Genomic DNA, 17,415 nt, shown 5'->3' on the forward strand with positions numbered 1-17,415 from the left:
GCGTATCATAGAGAGCCTGAACGATTGCTACTTGATCAAAACTGCGCAATACCGTAATCAGAAAACACTCATCAACCCCGAACACAAGGCCGATCGAATGCATCAAAGAGATTGTCGCAACATTGTTATTTTAACTGGCGCAGGCGTCTCTGCCGAATCGGGTCTCGACACCTTCCGCGACAACGGCGGTTTATGGGAGCAGCATCGAGTGGAAGACGTGGCGACACCTGAAGCTTTTGAGCGCGATCCACATTTAGTGCAGCGCTTTTACAATCTGCGCCGCAAAGCCCTGCTCGAAAACGCCGAACCGAATGAGGCACACATTGCGCTAGCCGAGTTTGAACGGCATTACCGAAAAGCAGGATACGGCGAGTTCACATTGATCACCCAAAATGTAGACGATTTACATGAGCGTGCCGGCAGTCAGCAATTGCTGCACATGCACGGCGAACTTCTCAAAATTCGCTGCCAGCAGAGCTCGAAAGTGTACACTTGCCGGGACGATGTCGCAGTGGATCAGCCTTGCCCTTGCTGTGAACGCCCAGGGCAACTGCGCCCGGATATTGTATGGTTTGGGGAAATGCCCATGTTTATGGATGACATTGAGCAGGCCCTGTCACGTTGCGATGTGTTTGTCGCCATAGGTACATCCGGCCAGGTGTACCCCGCAGCTGGCTTTGTTCAAATGGCCAGTGCATATGGCGCACATACGGTTGAACTCAATCTCGAAGCCTCGGGCGGCCACTTCCACGAGGGGCATTACGGCCCGGCCACTGAAGTGGTGCCTCAGTTTCTTAACACTTTGCGGTCAGATTCATAGACAGAAGGACGCCACTTGAACATGAACGTCAAGGTGCCACAAAGCAAACTGATAAGCTTTGGCTTGGTGATTAAAAGCCAACTCGTTCTGGCACTGCTGGGCTTTGTACTGGCCGGCGGGATTCGCGGCAACTGGCAAATCACTGACCTGCATTTTGCCTTGTATGGTGCCCTCCTGGCGGCGGGCAGTTTTGCGTTGCTTTACGTGGCTTATAACGTGTTTCCTCGAATGGTCCAAAGCTTGAACACGGACCTCGAGACATACGGCTCGATGATCGGCCATTTCAGCTATCCGCAGCTCGCTCTGATTGGCGTCCTCGCGGGACTCTCAGAAGAATGGTTGTTCCGAGCATTTTTGCAAGATTTTGTTCTCGGTTTTTCCGGTAACAGCCCCCTGGGCTCCGCATCCGCCATCATTGTAGCCTCATTGGGATTTGCCGCGCTGCATGGCCTGTCCAGGCGGTACTTCCTGTTTACCTTTGCCATGGGGCTGGCGCTTGGCTATGCCTACCAGTACAGCGGTAGCCTGTTGATGGTAATCCTCTGGCACAGCCTTTACGACGTCATCGCCCTGTGCTGGTTAAAGCGTAAACGTTGGCGTTTGTAGGCACAATACCGCGAAAGCCTCTCTTTTTTAGCGTTTTTACAGCCCCATTTAGGCACCTATCAAGACCTCTTTATGGTTGAACATACCTAACCTTTAAATAGATAAACAGTGATTTACCGACGCATTAAACTTGCCTATGCTGGCAAGGTTTACTGATGATTTTCCCTGACAGCATACAAAGAACGCTGCAGGATTTTAGAGTGAGGAATCCTATGAGTACCATCAATACCGAGCACTATTGGCTACCTTTTACCCCTAACCGGGCCTTTAAAAAGAACCCCAAGATCTACACCAAAGCCCAGGGCATGACCATGACTCTGGCGGATGGCCGAGAGATTCTCGACGCCACTGCGGGTTTGTGGTGTACCAATGCTGGCCACAGTCGCCCGGAAATTGCCGAAGCCGTTCACCAACAGCTTCTGGAAATGGATTATGCCAACCCCTTTGGTTTCGCCCACGAAAAAGCCTTTGAGCTTGCCACCCGTCTGGCCGAAGAAGTCGCTCCAGCCGGTGTAAACCGTGTCTTTTTCACCAACTCCGGTTCTGAATCCGTCGACACGGCTTTGAAAATTGCCCGAGCCTATTGGCGCAAACGTGGTCAAGGTGGAAAAACCCGTTTTATCGCCCGCCAAAAAGCCTATCACGGCGTAAACATGGGCGGCGTTTCAGTTGCGGGGCTGACACCAAACCGAGCTGTTTTCGGCCAAGGCTTGGAAGTCTCTCACCTGAGCCACACCCGTCTCGAGGAGAATGCCTTCAGTCGCGGCCAGGGCGAACATGGTGCCGACAAGCTTGCCTACGAGCTCGAACAACAGATTGCCATGTACGATGCCAGCAACATTGCGGCCGTTATTATTGAGCCAATGGCCGGTGCCGGTGGCGTCATTATTCCACCCAAAGGCTATTTGGAAAAAGTCCGCCAAATCTGTAACGACAACGATATTTTGTTGATCTTTGATGAGGTGATTACCGCTTATGGGCGCCTCGGTGACGGCACCGCCGCCAGAGTTACTGGGGTTACTCCGGACATCATCACTACCGCCAAGGGTTTAACCAATGGCGCTGTGCCTATGGGTGCGGTTCTGGTAAGCCAGGATGTGCATGATGCCTTTATGCAGGGACCTGAGAACGCACCTGAATTTTTCCATGGGTATACCTATTCTGCCCACCCGGTGGCCTGTGCCGCAGCACTGGCCACTTTGGATATCTACAAAAACGAAAACCTGTATCAACGCGCGTCCGACATGGCGAAACCTTGGGAAGATGGCATTCACCGCTTGGACGACAGCGAGTTCACGACCGATGTGCGGAACTGGGGTTTGGTTGGCGCAATTGACTTCAAGAGTGGTCCAGCGGCGAATGGCATTGAGGGTTTGACTCGCGCTCAAAGTATTGCCGCCAAGGCGCTGGAAAAAGGCATTACCGTTCGTGCCGCGGGTGACACTATTATGATGTCGCCCCCACTGATTATCGAACAATCACACATTGATACTATTTTTGATGCGCTGCAAGAGGCTATTCAAGAAATTCAATAAGCCCATAAAAAAATGCGCCAATAACGTTTAACGTTATTGGCGCATTCATTTCTGTATCACGGCAATTATTCAGGGTCGTTTGCGTTATTTTTTCGCGAGACCGGATTTCTCTTTATTCAAACTACTCATAATGCCTTCAAGCAAACCCTCGGGAGCAATTTCCTCGCGATAGACTCGTACCGAGTCAGGTGCGCTGACGCCAACCGCTACCTGGCGACCTGAAATTGACACAATTTCTATACAAATCTCATCGCCTATGATCAATTTTTGACCGGCCTTTCGTGTCAAAGTAAGCATGATTATATTCCACTGATTGCTACGGTTATTACCCAGCCAAATGGCTCATCCTTGAGGCTTCTTTTAGCTACCCTCTTCCGACTTTTCGAGTACAAATTGCAGCAGGTAATCGCCCTTTCTTACAACTCCATGCTGTGCACAACTTTGGGGTTCAGTGCTGACCTTGGGGCAAATTGCTCATTGCGCAGTCGACTTTACAGCGCCGGAAGGTTAACTCTGTCACAAAAAGCGACCTTTTTGACTCATGCAGAAGCATGGAAAGGCTTGAATGGTGAAGAAATCCCGAAAATTCACACAGAGGTTTGAGTAATAGTCAACCGTCGGGAAGGGCATAGTATGGCGGATTTGTTGATCAAGTCATCGAAATGAAACATTGATCTGGCAAAAATCCTTCTTGTATAGGCAGAATGAGTTCCACACGAGGAAATTATATGTCAGAATCCGTGCATCAAAGTAGTCGTTGTGCCACTGAGGTCCTCTCTGATCGCAGCAGCCAAAACCACAATAATAAGGTGCGAGTACACAAAATGATGGAAGCGATCTGCATATAATCCATTCGCCTGTCGTTTTCACCAAGAATCCAGCCAATTCAGGTTGGTAAATGCCTCAATGACTGAGGCCCTGGATCCGCAGTAGCGGAGCAACACGAAGAAAGAGAGAGATATGTCCAGTCCAGTTGAAGGAACCGTTAAGTGGTTCAACGATGAAAAAGGCTTCGGCTTTATTGAGCAAGAAAGCGGGAAAGATGTGTTCGTTCATTACAGTGCCATTGAAGGTACAGGGCGTCGCACCTTGCAAGACGGCCAGCGCGTGAGCATGGTTGTTACCCAGGGCGAAAAAGGCCCGCAAGCAGAAAACGTTGTTCCGCTTTAATTCAGCTGGATACACATCGTTTAAAAACGATTGGCGCCCTGTCTATGACATGGCGCCTTTGTTTATATAGCCAACCGGACGACTAACGGCTGAAGACAACCGTCTTATTGCCATTCGCCAGTATTCTTTGTTGAGCAAACCAACGCACCGCTCGACCCAATACCCTTGACTCTATATCTCGGCCAATCTCAACCAATTCTTCCGGCTCATTAATGTGGCTGACCCTTTCAACATCTTGTTCGATAATTGGACCTTCATCCAAATCCTCTGTGACAAAATGCGCAGTCGCACCAATCAGTTTGACACCACGTGCATACGCTTGGTGGTATGGCTTAGCGCCTTTAAAACCCGGTAAAAATGAGTGGTGAATGTTAATTGCGCGCCCTTGTAATGCGTCCGTCATATTAGGCGACAGTATTTGCATATAACGCGCCAGCACCAACAAATCCACACTCTGCTCGTCGATCAAATCTAAAATGTGAGCTTCCTGTTCAGCCTTATTTTCAGCACTCACCGGCATGTAGTGATACGGGACATCGTACCACTCCACTAACTCACGCATATCTTCATGATTGGAAACGACGGCAACAATATCCACGGGCAAACTGCCGCGCTTCCAGCTATTGAGCAGATTATTCAAACAATGCCCCCACTTGGACACGGCGATAACAATGCGCGCACGACGATGCACATCGCACAAGGACCACTGCATATCATAACGTTCGGCAACGGCTTTGAAGGCAGACTTAATGTCGCCCAGAGGTTTGGCACCCTCACTGGCTTCAAACACTGTGCGCATGAAAAAGCGTTTGCTGTGAACATCTTCAAATTGCGAAGATTCACGAATATTAAAGCCCTGCAGAGCGAAAAGGTTGGCAACAGCCGCCACAATGCCAGGCTTGTCATTGCAGCTTAAGGTTAATACGATCTCTGATACGTGATTGGATTGTTGAGTCATTGTTACATTCTTAATTTACCAGCAGCGGCAATACTGTCTCATTTTCTAAAGTACAGGGCCGCTTTGATTTGCTATAGTGCTAGGGCGCCCGAGATACTTGTCCGGACGCCGCAAACAATCGGATTCTTACAACAAGAAGAGTACCCATTACCTCAGCGGAATACCCATGAAGCGTACCAGTGAGGAGTATCTATGACTTGTCTCATGCCAAGCAAAACAGGCCGTTTATATCACTTGCTCTTATGCAGCCTACTGTGCTCGGTCGCTAGCCTAGCATATTCTGACACTGAATTTGCCGATGAACCGGCAATTAAAGACAAGCCAAGCTCGGCCGAAGGTGAACCGGTACAAAAACCCTTGCCCACTGGAGCCGAATTACCCCTGCCGGCTGAAGCCAAACTCGAGTTGGACAAACTCGAACAGCGCCTGATAAAACTGCAGGAAGAATCCGGAAACTTTTCAGTCGCCAGCAGCGAAGTACTGCTGGAAATGGCCAAGGTGTACCAGAGCGCTCGGCAATATGAAGAAGCCGGAAAGCGGCTTCGCCAAGCCATGCAGGTTCAGAGAGTCAACCATGGGCTTTACAGCGAACACCAAATGCCTGCGGCAAAACTGTTGGTGGAAAATCTGGTGGCCGCAGGCCAATGGAAGGAAGCACGAGAGAAGCAGGAATTTCGACACTGGCTCGCCAACCGTTACCTCACCAAAAAACCCGATGAACATTTACGCATGCTGCTGAATCTCGCCCAATGGCAACTGCACGCCTATGTGTTTACTGGGCGCATCGATGACGCCCATGTCGTAGCAGCACAGCGTCTCTACCAAGAATATTTCAGAGTTTACAAACAGAGTTCGACGCATCGCCACGATCAGGAAGATCTTGCCAAGGTATTGCAGGGTTTTATCGCCAGTAATTATTTTTTGCTTAAAAATAGAGAAAAGGAAGGCAGCAGTGGTTTTTCCGTTGTCGCTGGAAATAACGATCCATTACAGCAGCAGCAACAGGAACTGGAAGCATTGCGCAGCAGCGTTTTTGTCAGCGGAAAAAAAATCCTGAAGAGCATGTTGTCTGAATCCAGCGGGAATAAAGAAAAAATCAAACAATTGACGCTCAGCGGCGATTGGTTTTTATTGTTCGGGAAATCAAATACGGCCCGCAAGTTGTACCACGAAGCACAAGCACTGGCGAACGAGGAAGCAATGGGAGTCCTGTTTCAAACGCCAGTGGTGATTCCAGAACTTCCTCGATGGCAGGAAACCTTCACCCCGGATCATGAACGTGCGCATATTGTTGCCACCTTCGACATCGGCCGGGATGGCAGCGCACGAAATATTCGAGTAGAAGAAAGCCACACAAAACTCAGGGGCAAAGTGAAGCGGCAACTGCGCAAGACCCATTTCCGACCGGCGCTCAGTGAAGAAGGCCACTTTGTAACCAGCCGTGATGTTCAGCAAAGCTTTAGCTTTCCATAATAGTATAGGCATTACGGGTTCATTTATTGCCTCACATTAGGAGGTAAGCCGGGGAACTTGCCAAGTCATACTGACTCAAATTCCCATGGTCTAATTGCTGCCAGACGAGTTCGATTATGAAATTAACAATACCGAGAACCTTTCCTCGCAGAGCTGGGTCCGCCCTGTTGGCGATCACCTTGAGCCTGTCGTTGGCGGCCTGTAAAACCCAATCCACCAGCAGTCAGAGCCCCAGTGGCATACCGGCCAGTAAACCACCATCGAGCAGCTCACCCTCTACGCCACCCCCCAGCGGCAGCTCAGGCTCACAAAGCCCAAGTTCGAGCCAGAGCTCCAGCAAAGGAGCTCCCCAAAACTCCAGTCAAAACTCTGGCGGCGATGCCGGTGAACCCTCCTCTGAGAAAGACCGCGGTGGCAGCCCTGGCGCTCCCCCACCTGGGGGTCAGCAACCCACTGGAGGTGCAAGCGATGCCGCTGGCGAACCTGGCAGTGAAAATGAAGGTGAATCCATCGACGTGCTCGACAGTCCCTACTACGATCAATATGACCCGGCCAGCGATACCGGTGCCGACGTGGCTGAAGAAGGCACCTCACCTGCGGGGCGATCCCAGCAGGATGACGTCAGTTTTGAGGAAGCCCAAGGCGGTGGTGGTGCTTCTGGACAATCCAGCGCCGAGCGTCAGGCCAGTCTGGAAGCTGAGTTGGAAGGCTCATTCGGGCGCTACGACGGCATGATTTTGCGTGAGCGGGACAAAGTTCTTGCCGAGGGTGCCGACCGGGGTGCCGAAGACCAATTGGAACAGGAAGCTCCGGGCTTTGATGGCGAGGGAGGTTCTGGAGGTGGCGGTGGCAATCCTTACGGTGACCCCAACACTCAGGCCGGAGGTCAACCATCCACCGATGGTAATGGCCAGGCGCCGAATGAGTCCCCTGAACAAGGTGGCGCCCCAGGTGCACCGTCAGGGAATAATTTGCCAACAGTGCCCGATGATATTCCCGATGGCAGCGATGACGATATCGTTGCCCGCCAGATTCGCGAAGCCGCCATGGCCGAGAAAGATCCCAAGCTGCGCGAAAAACTGTGGGAAGAATACCGTAAATACAAACAACGATAAGTCCAACACGGGATACGAATATGCTGTCGTCAAGCAAGCCACGGACTCTGGTGATACTCCTGCTGTCTAGCCTGTTCCTGAGCGCCTGTGCGTCTCACACGGTGAAAACAACCCGTTATGTACAACTGCAACAGGAAACCGCTGAAATTCCGGAAGATCAGTTGCTGGATGTCGGTGTCGAATTGCTCGACCCCAACTTAGAACAAATCGAAGAAGATGACAGCCTGGTGTTTGCCGAGGTTCGAAAAGCAGAGTCTCACTATATGGCCGGGCATATTCGCGACGCCCTACAAGCCAGCTCGGCTTGGGGTGCCGTACGTTTGATTCCAACCCAAGGCACTTTGGTCGACGTCCAATTAAGTGGTCGCATTCTGCACTCCGATGGCGAAACTCTCTCCATGGCCATCAGTGTACAAGACATCACTGGGCGAAAATGGTACGACAAAGACTACAAAGCGGTGGCAAGCCGCTATGCCTATCGCCGCGAAACGGCCAGCAAAGCCGACCCATTTCAAACTATTTATCACCAGATCGCCAATGATCTATTGCAGTATCGCAAGCAGCTCGACCCTGACTATCTCCGCCGGGCTCGACTGATTGGCGAACTGCGATTTGCAGAAAGCTTTGCGCCACAATCTTTTGCCGGTCAACTGCAGCAGGACAAAAAAGGCATTTACCATATTGAACGATTACCCGCCGAAAATGACCCAATGCTGGAGCGCGTTCGCACCATACGTGAACGCGACCATTTATACATCGATACCCTGCAGGACTTTTACGGCAGCTTTATTCAGCAGATCGACGGGCCCTATCGCGATTGGCGCAAGCAAACCTATTCGGAAGTGATCAACTTGCGAGAAGTGAAAGAATCGGCCCGCAATCAAACCATTGCTGGTATCGTTTCCGTATTGGCTGGTATCGCCGCCGCAACCAGCAATAATCGAGCAGTACGTACCGCAGGTGGTGTGGCTATCGGCGGCGGCGGTTATTTGATTAAGGAAGGCTTTGGCAAGCGCGCAGAAGCCGACATGCACAGCGAAACCATTCGCGAGCTGGGCGACTCACTCGAAGCGGCCATTCAACCCCAGGTAATTGAACTAGAAGACCGCACCATCACTCTAAGCGGCTCGGTTCAACAGCAGTACGAACAATGGCGTCAGATCCTGAGGGAACTCTACAACGTGGAAAATGGCGAGCTGGCCATGTAAAGTCAGGACATTTTCACCGGTCGGAATTCGACACAAACAACTCACCGACCCTCAGTCTGGTCTTCAATAGAACATTAAGAAATTCATGCAAAAACAAGACACGCCACAATTTGCCAGCTTGCAAAAGGAACGGGGTCAAGGCCTCTTTGCGAAAAGACGTTTTATCATCCTAACCCTGTCTATTCTCGCCGTGATTCTCCTTGTGGTCGTCTTTTGGTTACCGACCAACATCGACAAGCAGGACGTTGTTAGCAACGAACATCTCACAGAAGCACCCGAACCCCAAAAACAGATTCTCAAGCAATCTCCCTGGCAAGACGCCCAACTCGGCAAGCAACGTCGAGCCGCGCAGGACATTCTCGCCAAACTGCTAAAAAACCAGGAAAGCCTGGAAGCCCAAGGCATCGAAAAATGGGGAGAAGAGCGCTATCAAAATTCCGTTGAACTCGCGAAAGCAGGCGACCAATACTACCGCCAACAGGAATTCGAGCTGGCGATGAGCCAGTATGAAAAAGCGCTGCAGGAAATGGAGCTGTTGCTGGATCAGGTCGACCAGGTTTTCGCCCAACACATGGAATCCGCACAACTCGCACTGGATGCACAAAATATCGACCAGGCCAAAAACGATGCCTTGATCGCCAGCCAGCTGGAAACAAGTTTGGCCAGCAATAAAACCGATGCCGAAAATCTCTTGCGACGCATTGATGTGGCTGACGATGTCTATGATTTGATTCGCAAGGGTCGACGCTTCGAACGCCAGCAAGATTGGCCCAATGCGCAAACGCTGTATCAACAAGCCCAGCAACTCGACCCAGACAACAAAACCAGCCAGGAAGCCGTGCAGCGCATTGCCAACTCAATTCTGGAACAAAACTACACCCAGGCGATGAGCCAGGGTTACCAGGCACTTGAGCGCCAAGATCACGCCGGCGCCGAACGTTGGTTCAAAAAAGCCAGACAAATCAAACAAGGTGACGGTTCGGCAGCCTCTGCGCTCAGTGAAGCTAAAACCGCTCGCCTGCAAGCAAGCATCAAACGCAAATTGGCATCAGCCAGCAAAGCCGCAAAAACAGAAAACTGGCAAGAAGCTGTTGATCTCTACAAACAGGTCCAAAAACTCGCACCCGCCGAAGTCTCGGCGAAGATCGGTTTGATTGAAGCCCAGACCAGACTGCAACTCGATCAGCAACTCGCTGCATTTTTGCAAAAACCTGACACTTTGCAGGATACGGCGGTACAAGGGCGAGCCCAAAAAGCACTGAACGACGCGGCCAGTTTAAACAGCTCCGATGAACGTCTGAATGAACAACTTGCTGAACTCAAGGTGGCTTTGATCAAAGCGAAAACGCCCGTCGCAGTAACGTTTCGTTCGGATGGACAAACTGAAGTTCGATTGCTGCGTCATGAGCATCTGGGTCTGTTTTCTCAAATTCAACGAGATCTGCCACCCGGACGTTACACTTTGCTTGGGCAGCGAAAAGGGTATCGGGACGTGCGAGTGAACTTTGAAGTTCAGCTCAACAAAGACAACCCACCAATTGACGTGGTTTGTCAGGAAATCATTTAACTTATTCTGGATTGATGGCCGATGCCTGAGTACCGGTGTTGACACTCTGCTTGCAGACTCAACCCCAAAAACGTTTGCGCATCACGCGACAACACAGTATTTGTGCTAGGAAACTGACTTGAACGATAACAAGCCGACGCAAAACTCCGCCAGGGAGCTCTTCAAACCCATTCAACATCAACCGCGCTTTAGTCGTGGTCGAAAAGTACTGATTGCCGTTTTTCTCATCCTCAGTGCATTGCTCGGCTGGTTTTTGAGTTCCGCCAGTGCCCTGCTACTGCGCCCCGAACCCGCTTACGCGAGCACCAAGATTGCGCACTGGTTAAAACTCCCGTTCGGCAAGGATGTTTTGATGTTACCGGGACGGTATCAAGTCGAGGCCGAGGCTCCTGGATATTATCCTTACCGCGAAGAATTTGATCTCGGTGAGGACAATCTGGAACTTAACATTGTCATGACCAAACTGCCTGGCGATCTGCAATTGCACCTCAGCGACGCTTGGCAGAAGCAAGTACTCAATGAATCCGTTAGTGCCATTCTTAAAAACGACACAGAAAGACAAGAGGCGGTTTTTGAAAACGGTTATTGGTTTTTTGATGAAGTGCCCGCCGGCAACTACGTGCTTCACATCGAACACCCCCTGTACATCGCCCAGGAACAGAGCGTTGAAATCAGAGGCATGCAGGAAACCCAGGAACTCACCATCGAGTTGGAAGCCAACTATGGCCTCCTGCGGGTTGAACACCAAAATGACGGCTCACAGCTTCGACTCAATGACGAACACCTGAGTGCCATCCCCCAGACAATGCCTTTGGCCGTCGGTGATTACGATGTCTGTTTGGAACTGGAAGGCTTCAAAAGTCAATGTGAGTGGGCAGAACTGACCGCACAACAGGAAATCATTCTGCAGTTCGCCCCGCTCTCCCCGGCCGACGCCAGCCTGGCACTGAGCTCTAGCCCAAGCGGAGCCAATGTCATGGTGAATGGCCAGTTTCGCGGCCGAACGCCCTTGAACCTCGCACTGGCACCGGGAGAGGTGCAGCAAATTAAATTGTTCAAGGATGGTTACCAGCGCTTCAGCCAAAACGTCACCCTGCAGGAACAAGAAACCCAAAATCTGCACGCGCAACTCAACGCCCAATTGGGCCAACTGAGCTTTCGTTTGCAACCTCGTAACACCAACGTCTTTGCCGGCAACAAGCGTTTAACGTTGGATAAACAGGGCCGAGTTCAGCTTCCCAGCCATCCGGTGACTCTGCGCTTTGAGGCCCCAGGATTTGCCAGCCAAAGCCGTAACGTCACACCAAGTCAAAGTCGCCCCCTGAAATTGGACATCAAGCTCCTGACATTGGAAGAACAGAAATTTGCCAATCTGAAAAACGAATATCGCAGTAAGAACGGTCAACTGCTCAAGCTCTTTAAACCCAAAGCTCAGTTTACAATGGGGGCATCGCGTCGGGAGCAGGGGCGGCGAGCCAATGAAATTCAACGACAGATCAAACTCGACAAGGCGTTCTATTTGGCTACCCACGAGATCAGCAATAAGCAATTTCGTGAGTTCAAGCAGGATCACAACTCCAATCACAGCAAGGGCGTCAGTTTGAATAACGATCGCTACCCGGTCGCCAATATCAGTTGGCAGGACGCAGCCCTTTACTGCAATTGGTTGTCGAAGAAGGAAAAGTTAAAGAATTTTTATAAAGTCGATCAGGGCAAAGTGATAGGGTTTAACCCAGAAGCGGAAGGCTATCGTCTGCCAACCGAGGCTGAGTGGGCATGGGCCGCGCGCTATGAAGACGGTAAGATGAAAAAATACGCCTGGGGAGACCGCCTCCAACACTCGGCGAGCAAAGCCAATTACAACGGCAATTACGCAGATCGCGCAGGCGCCGCCCAAGTTGGCAACATCATCAATAATTATGATGACGGCTACGCTGCCAGTGCCCCAAGTGGCAAGTTCCGCCCCAACCCTAAAGGTCTGTACGATATGGGGGGTAATATGGCGGAGTGGGTCAATGATGTGTACGGCATCAAAACCGGCCTGAGTCAGCAGATTGAACACAACCCGATGGGCGAGCAAAACGGCAACTACCGGGTTATTCGAGGGCCAAGCTGGGCCAGTGGCACCATGAGTGATCTGCGCCTGGCATTCCGTGATTATGGCGATAAGGGCAAACGCCACGTTGGTTTTCGTATTGCCCGCAGCGCACTTTAAACCATGACTGGAGCCTAATAATGTTAACGGTCAACAAATCACTACGCCGGGGGCTCATCGTAAGCTTCTTGAGTCTTCTGTTTACCATGGGCGTAGCTTATGCCCAGCAAGAGTCACCCAAAGCCGACGAGAAAGACGATAAAGCCAACGCCGCGGAACAAAAAACACGCGACGCAGCCAAAGCTCAAAGCAAAGGCAAGGCCAGTACCAAGAAGAACAATGAACGCTTTGTTCCCACCGAAGAAATTTCGGAAGACTTACCGGTGGCCTTCCCGGTCGACATATAAACTGGAACCGTTCCAACAAAAACACAGCCTGCTGTTTTGCTGGAGCCACACAACTACAGGACATTCACTATGCGCAGAAACGGTTCTGAATTTTTATTTCAACTTTTCGCCCTGATTATTGCCAGCATTATTGTGCATGCGATATTTGTTACCGTTATTCGCCCCAATGCCGATGCGATTTTGCAAGCTCAAGCAGCCATGCAGGCCAGCGGCCAAACCGTGGTCGTAGAACGCTCAATCTATGTGGTCTTGCGTGATTACGAGCAGGAAGCCTGTTTTATTCTGATGTTTTGGGCCTTATCAATCATGGCACTCAAAGCTTGGCAAGGCCGTAAAGAGCGACAGTTTCTGCAATTGGATTTGCTGGGCATCAGTGAGAACGCCGCCATTCGTGTTGAAGATTGCGACCGCTTAATTGATCCCTTGCAACGGCTACCCAATGAACAACAACGTTTCTTGTTGCCAAGAGCCTTGCTGCAAGCACTCAGGCGATTCGGCTCGAGCCACACCATGGGGGACGCTGCTACGGCGGTCAAAGAAGCCTGTCAAACGGAATCTGACCGTCTGGATGCCGAGCTGGCCATGGTGCGATACATTGCCTGGGCCATCCCTTCCATTGGTTTTATCGGTACCGTACGCGGTATTGGTGAAGCGTTGAGTCAAGCCCATAAAGCGGTTGAAGGCGATATCGTCGGGGTGACGGTGAGCCTGGGCGTTGCATTCAACTCGACGTTTATTGCACTGGTGATCAGCATCATCATTATGTTTTTCACCCATCAATTGCAATTGATGCAGGAGCGCCTGGTTCTCGATACCCAGGACTATTGCGATACCCACCTGTTGCGTAATTTGCAGCTGGGCCAACGTGCGCCGTCGCAATCCTAAACAGAAACTATTGTAGCCATGGCTCGTAAGCGTAAGTTCACCACCTTCAGCTTATCCTTTTTGGATATCATGTCCTGCGGCTTTGGCGCCGTCGCCTTGATCTTTTTGATCATCAAACATGACATTGATCGCCAGCAATTGGAGAATCCCACTGAGCTGAGTGCCGAAGTGAATATGCTCAATGAAGATATTCAAGCGGCCAAAGATTTGCGTGTGCGCGCTCGCAACATCCTTTCGGATATCGACCAACAATTACTACAGGCCCAAGGCCTCGCCCGACAAATCAATGAAGATATTCGAGCGACCCGCACTCGCCTGGCCGATCTCGGTACTGCCGATGAAAACACTCTGGATCAACTCAAAAAAGAAATCCAAAGCCTCCAGCAACGCAAACAAGAGCTCGAAGAAGAAAATGAGAAAGGCAATGATTTGCGGGAAATCACTGGCCAGGGCAATCGCCAGTATTTAACAGGTTTGAAGCTGGGTGGCCAACGCATTGTTATTTTGCTCGACGCCTCAGCCAGCATGCTGGACGAGACCTTAGTCAACATCATACGACGTCGTAACATGAGTCCAGAACAACAGCGCGCCGCCGCAAAATGGCAAAGAGCGGTCGCCACCGTAGAATGGCTGGTGGCCAAGTTTCCGGTCAACAGTCAGTACCAGATCTACACGTTCAACACCGACGTGAACGCCCTGCTGCCCAACACAAAAAATCAGTGGCTGGCCGTCAGCAATCGTCGGCAACTGCAAGAAGCACTGGATTCTCTCGGCAACGTCACCCCCAGCAAAGGCACCAGTTTAATCAAAGCCTTCAGCAGTCTGGGGGAGTTTCCTCAACTTCCTGACAATGTCTTTCTGATTACCGACGGTCTGCCCACCCAAGGAAAAAGCGCACCACGAAGCAAAACCATCGATGGCAATGGCCGGATGCGTCTCTACAATCAGGCCGTTGGCGCCCTGCCCCGCGGCATTCCAATTAACGTCATTCTGGCTCCTATGGAAGGTGATACCCTGGCGGCGGCAGCTTACTGGCAGCTCGCCCAACGCAGCAAGGGCTCGTTTATGAGCCCCTCGAAGGACTGGCCATGAGTAGCTCCAGACGACGTAATCGGCAAGGTGAAGACTTTAATGTTTCGTTTCTGGACGTTATATGCTGTGGCTTTGGCGCCATCGTTCTTCTGTTGATGATCACAAAAACCTCGTTACCCGGCGCACTGGAAATCAGCGAAGTGCAGCAACAGGGACAACTGAAGAGACTGCAAGAGGAACTGTTTGAAATCCGCGGTGAAACCCGTGTATTAAATCGTGAACTGAATGCCAAAACAGAACAACTGGACGAAGAAACCTTGCGCCTGGCCATTTTAAAATCCCGGCGGCAAAAGCTGGAAAGCGAGTTAGTTGAACTGGCTAAGGCATCCGCTGCAGACGATAAAATTCGCGCTCGCCTGGAATTGGCCCGACAGGATCTCAATGAAGAAATGGAACGTCTACTGGGACGCGACCATCAATCCAAAAACAGTTTAGTCGGCGGTATCCCCGTCGACAGTGAATACATTATTTTCATCATCGACACCTCAGGCAGTATGTATAACTACGCGTGGCCTCGCGTAATGGATGAGCTGATTGCCACCTTGAATGTGTATCCCGAGGTAAAAGGCATTCAGGTCATGAACGATATGGGCAACTATATGTTCAGCAGTTATCGGGGGCAGTGGATTCCCGATTCCCCTTCGCGCCGTAAAGCCATCATTAAACGACTGCGCAGTTGGAATCCGTTCAGTAACTCCAGCCCGGTGGAGGGCATTCAGAACGCCATTCGTCGCTATTATGCCCAAGACAAAAAAATCAGCCTGTATGTTTTTGGCGATGATTTTTCCGGAGGTTCAATTCGTCGGGTACTGAAAACCGTTGAACGACTGAACGCGGGTGACAGTAAAGGCGAACGACGTGTGCGTATTCACGCGGTAGGCTTCCCGGTCCTGTTCAGCCTGGCCCCCGGCGAACAAGCCAGTGCCTATCGCTTCGCCGCTCTGATGCGCGCGCTCAGCTATGAAAATGGCGGCACCTTTGTGGGCCTCAACGACTACCGATAGGGCTTGTAACAAAATCGAAACAAGATTCAAAATAACAAGAACAAAGCCGGACAAGAAAAATGAATTGTGCTATTAATAGGGGAAAGGAAGGGTATCTCTATCTGGTGGAGCAGAGTGATTCATGAAGTCCAATAGTGCCGTACCCATACTGTGCCTTCTTAGCCTTGCGCTAACGGCCTGTAACAGCCAATTGACCGTCAAGGGGCAGTTCCCTAGCCCCCTGTCTAGTCCTATGCCTCTGCATGCTGCAGCTCATTACAGCCCGGAGTTGCTAGCGCACAACTATACGGAAAGCAGTGACGATCGTGACAAGTGGAGCATTCAAACCGGCTCCGCGCAGCAGGCCTTCTTTGACACCCTGTTACCCGCCCTCTTTCAGCAATGGGCAGGACAAAGCCCGGACCCCGAATCGGAATCCTTCCAGCTTCCCGGTGTCGATATTGTTATCAAACCGAATCTAAGTGATTTTCAATACAGCCTGCCAAGAGAATCCCGCAGCAAAATTTTTGAAGTTTGGATGAAATACAATATGCAGCTGTATCAAGGTGACGGCCAGCTGCTTGCCGATTGGTTTGTTACTGCCTATGGCAAAACTCCTTCCGGATTCATGCAATCCGACGAGGATGCCATGAACGAAGCCATTGTGGTCGCTCTGCGCGATCTGGGCGCCAATCTCACCCTGAATTTTGCGCGCGTTCCCGAATTACGGGATTGGATGGAAAGACGCAATGGTCAAGATGGCCACTCCGCTCCACAAGCCGCGGAGGAAGACCGACTCAAAACAAAGGAGGCAAATCATGAAGACTCCTGAATACCTGATCGCTCTCTTGTCGCTAGCGTCTTTGGGCGCCTGCACTTCCGTTACGATAGATGAATACCAGAATGCCAGCACCGAACTCGGCAGTAATGATCGCATCGTCGTTCTGGGCAGGCGTCATTCCGCAGAGTACGAAACCGAACCAGATTTGATCAGTTGCGTTGCCAAAACGATCTCCTCGAATAGCAGCGGCGTGTCGGTTATTCCGGAAAAACAATTCGTTGATGAACTCTATCCTTGGTTTGAACCCCGCATGGCTCCCATGCAACCTAAACGCCTGGCTGCATTAATTAAAGAGCCCAAACTCAAACAAAAAATCGATGAATTTAATCTTCGCTATCTGGTGTGGATTGATGGCAATACCCAGACCACCAATTCTGCCGGCTCCGTCGGTTGTGCCATTGGCCCCGGTGGTGGTGGGTGCTTTGGTTTTGGCAGTTGGGACGAGAAGTCCGACTACGAGGCATCGGTTTGGGACTATCAAAAACAGAGTTTGGTTGCCAAAGTTAGCGCCGATGCCAAAGGGACCAGTTACATGCCAGCACTCGTCGTACCGATTCCTTTGTTGGCTCGTGTCCAAAGCAACGCCTGCAAAGGTTTGGGTTCACAACTGCGAGATATTTTTGTGTCAGATCCATCCGGCGGCGCACAGGAGTAAAACCG

The 17,415-nt window shown here is 51.1% G+C and carries 17 protein-coding genes; 15 read left to right on the top strand and 2 right to left on the bottom strand.

The features are described from left to right. Positions 1-31: 31 nt before the first annotated feature. The 3 genes from cobB to ABWW03_RS14260 all read left to right on the top strand — a co-directional run bounded on the left by cobB (position 32) and on the right by ABWW03_RS14260 (position 2,961). Entirely contained in the window at positions 32-820 is a 789-nt protein-coding gene (gene cobB, locus ABWW03_RS14250) for a Sir2 family NAD+-dependent deacetylase (protein WP_353409227.1), read from the top strand. A 21-nt stretch (positions 821-841) separates the two neighbouring features. Beyond that, a complete protein-coding gene (locus tag ABWW03_RS14255; protein ID WP_353409229.1) occupies positions 842-1,426 on the top strand; it encodes a CPBP family intramembrane glutamic endopeptidase in 585 nt (194 codons plus the stop codon). A gap of 212 nt (positions 1,427-1,638) precedes the next feature. After that, entirely contained in the window at positions 1,639-2,961 is a 1,323-nt protein-coding gene (locus tag ABWW03_RS14260; protein WP_353409232.1) for an aminotransferase class III-fold pyridoxal phosphate-dependent enzyme, read from the top strand. An 84-nt stretch (positions 2,962-3,045) separates the two neighbouring features. On the opposite strand, the gene ABWW03_RS14265 is transcribed toward ABWW03_RS14260, so the two are convergent. Beyond that, positions 3,046-3,258: a carbon storage regulator gene (locus ABWW03_RS14265; protein WP_353409235.1), complete on the bottom strand. Its 213-nt coding sequence runs from the start codon at positions 3,256-3,258 to the stop codon at positions 3,046-3,048. A gap of 663 nt (positions 3,259-3,921) precedes the next feature. Here ABWW03_RS14265 and ABWW03_RS14270 point away from each other — a divergent pair. After that, on the top strand, positions 3,922-4,131 hold the full coding sequence (locus ABWW03_RS14270) for a cold-shock protein (RefSeq protein ID WP_353409237.1): 210 nt from the start codon (positions 3,922-3,924) through the stop codon (positions 4,129-4,131). Between the two features lie 82 nt (positions 4,132-4,213). On the opposite strand, the gene purU is transcribed toward ABWW03_RS14270, so the two are convergent. Continuing rightward, positions 4,214-5,089 (bottom strand): formyltetrahydrofolate deformylase, encoded by an 876-nt coding sequence (purU, locus tag ABWW03_RS14275; protein WP_353409240.1) that lies wholly within the window; start codon positions 5,087-5,089, stop codon positions 4,214-4,216. Positions 5,090-5,281: 192 nt separating this feature from the next. On the opposite strand from purU, the gene ABWW03_RS14280 reads away from it, so the two are divergent. The 11 genes from ABWW03_RS14280 (at position 5,282) to ABWW03_RS14330 (ending at position 17,410) form a co-directional block, all read left to right on the top strand. Further along, positions 5,282-6,562 carry a tetratricopeptide repeat protein gene (locus ABWW03_RS14280; protein ID WP_353409243.1) on the top strand — a complete coding sequence of 427 codons (1,281 nt, stop codon included), beginning with the start codon at positions 5,282-5,284 and terminating at the stop codon, positions 6,560-6,562. Between the two features lie 116 nt (positions 6,563-6,678). Beyond that, complete coding sequence (locus tag ABWW03_RS14285) at positions 6,679-7,677, top strand: hypothetical protein (RefSeq protein WP_353409245.1); 999 nt, start codon at positions 6,679-6,681, stop codon at positions 7,675-7,677. 20 nt (positions 7,678-7,697) lie between these two features. Beyond that, positions 7,698-8,885, top strand: a complete 1,188-nt coding sequence (locus ABWW03_RS14290) for a hypothetical protein (protein ID WP_353409247.1) — start codon at positions 7,698-7,700, stop codon at positions 8,883-8,885. An 85-nt stretch (positions 8,886-8,970) separates the two neighbouring features. Then, complete coding sequence (locus ABWW03_RS14295; RefSeq protein ID WP_353409249.1) at positions 8,971-10,452, top strand: hypothetical protein; 1,482 nt, start codon at positions 8,971-8,973, stop codon at positions 10,450-10,452. Between the two features lie 118 nt (positions 10,453-10,570). Then, entirely contained in the window at positions 10,571-12,667 is a 2,097-nt protein-coding gene (locus ABWW03_RS14300; RefSeq protein ID WP_353409251.1) for an SUMF1/EgtB/PvdO family nonheme iron enzyme, read from the top strand. Between the two features lie 20 nt (positions 12,668-12,687). Further along, positions 12,688-12,954, top strand: a complete 267-nt coding sequence (locus ABWW03_RS14305; RefSeq protein ID WP_353409253.1) for a hypothetical protein — start codon at positions 12,688-12,690, stop codon at positions 12,952-12,954. A 69-nt stretch (positions 12,955-13,023) separates the two neighbouring features. Next, positions 13,024-13,839, top strand: a complete 816-nt coding sequence (locus tag ABWW03_RS14310; RefSeq protein WP_353409255.1) for a MotA/TolQ/ExbB proton channel family protein — start codon at positions 13,024-13,026, stop codon at positions 13,837-13,839. Between the two features lie 18 nt (positions 13,840-13,857). Next, positions 13,858-14,931, top strand: a complete 1,074-nt coding sequence (locus ABWW03_RS14315; protein ID WP_353409257.1) for a VWA domain-containing protein — start codon at positions 13,858-13,860, stop codon at positions 14,929-14,931. Further along, positions 14,928-15,935 (top strand): vWA domain-containing protein, encoded by a 1,008-nt coding sequence (locus ABWW03_RS14320; protein WP_353409259.1) that lies wholly within the window; start codon positions 14,928-14,930, stop codon positions 15,933-15,935. Before ABWW03_RS14315 ends, ABWW03_RS14320 begins: the two co-directional genes overlap by 4 nt. Positions 15,936-16,056: 121 nt before the next feature. Beyond that, positions 16,057-16,746, top strand: a complete 690-nt coding sequence (locus ABWW03_RS14325) for a hypothetical protein (RefSeq protein WP_353409261.1) — start codon at positions 16,057-16,059, stop codon at positions 16,744-16,746. Beyond that, positions 16,733-17,410: a hypothetical protein gene (locus ABWW03_RS14330; RefSeq protein WP_353409263.1), complete on the top strand. Its 678-nt coding sequence runs from the start codon at positions 16,733-16,735 to the stop codon at positions 17,408-17,410. The genes ABWW03_RS14325 and ABWW03_RS14330 overlap by 14 nt, the downstream gene beginning before the upstream one ends. Positions 17,411-17,415 lie beyond the last annotated feature (5 nt).

Source organism: Pseudoteredinibacter isoporae, assembly GCF_040372805.1.
In the GTDB taxonomy this organism is placed as follows: Bacteria; Pseudomonadota; Gammaproteobacteria; order Pseudomonadales; family Cellvibrionaceae; genus Pseudoteredinibacter; species Pseudoteredinibacter isoporae_A.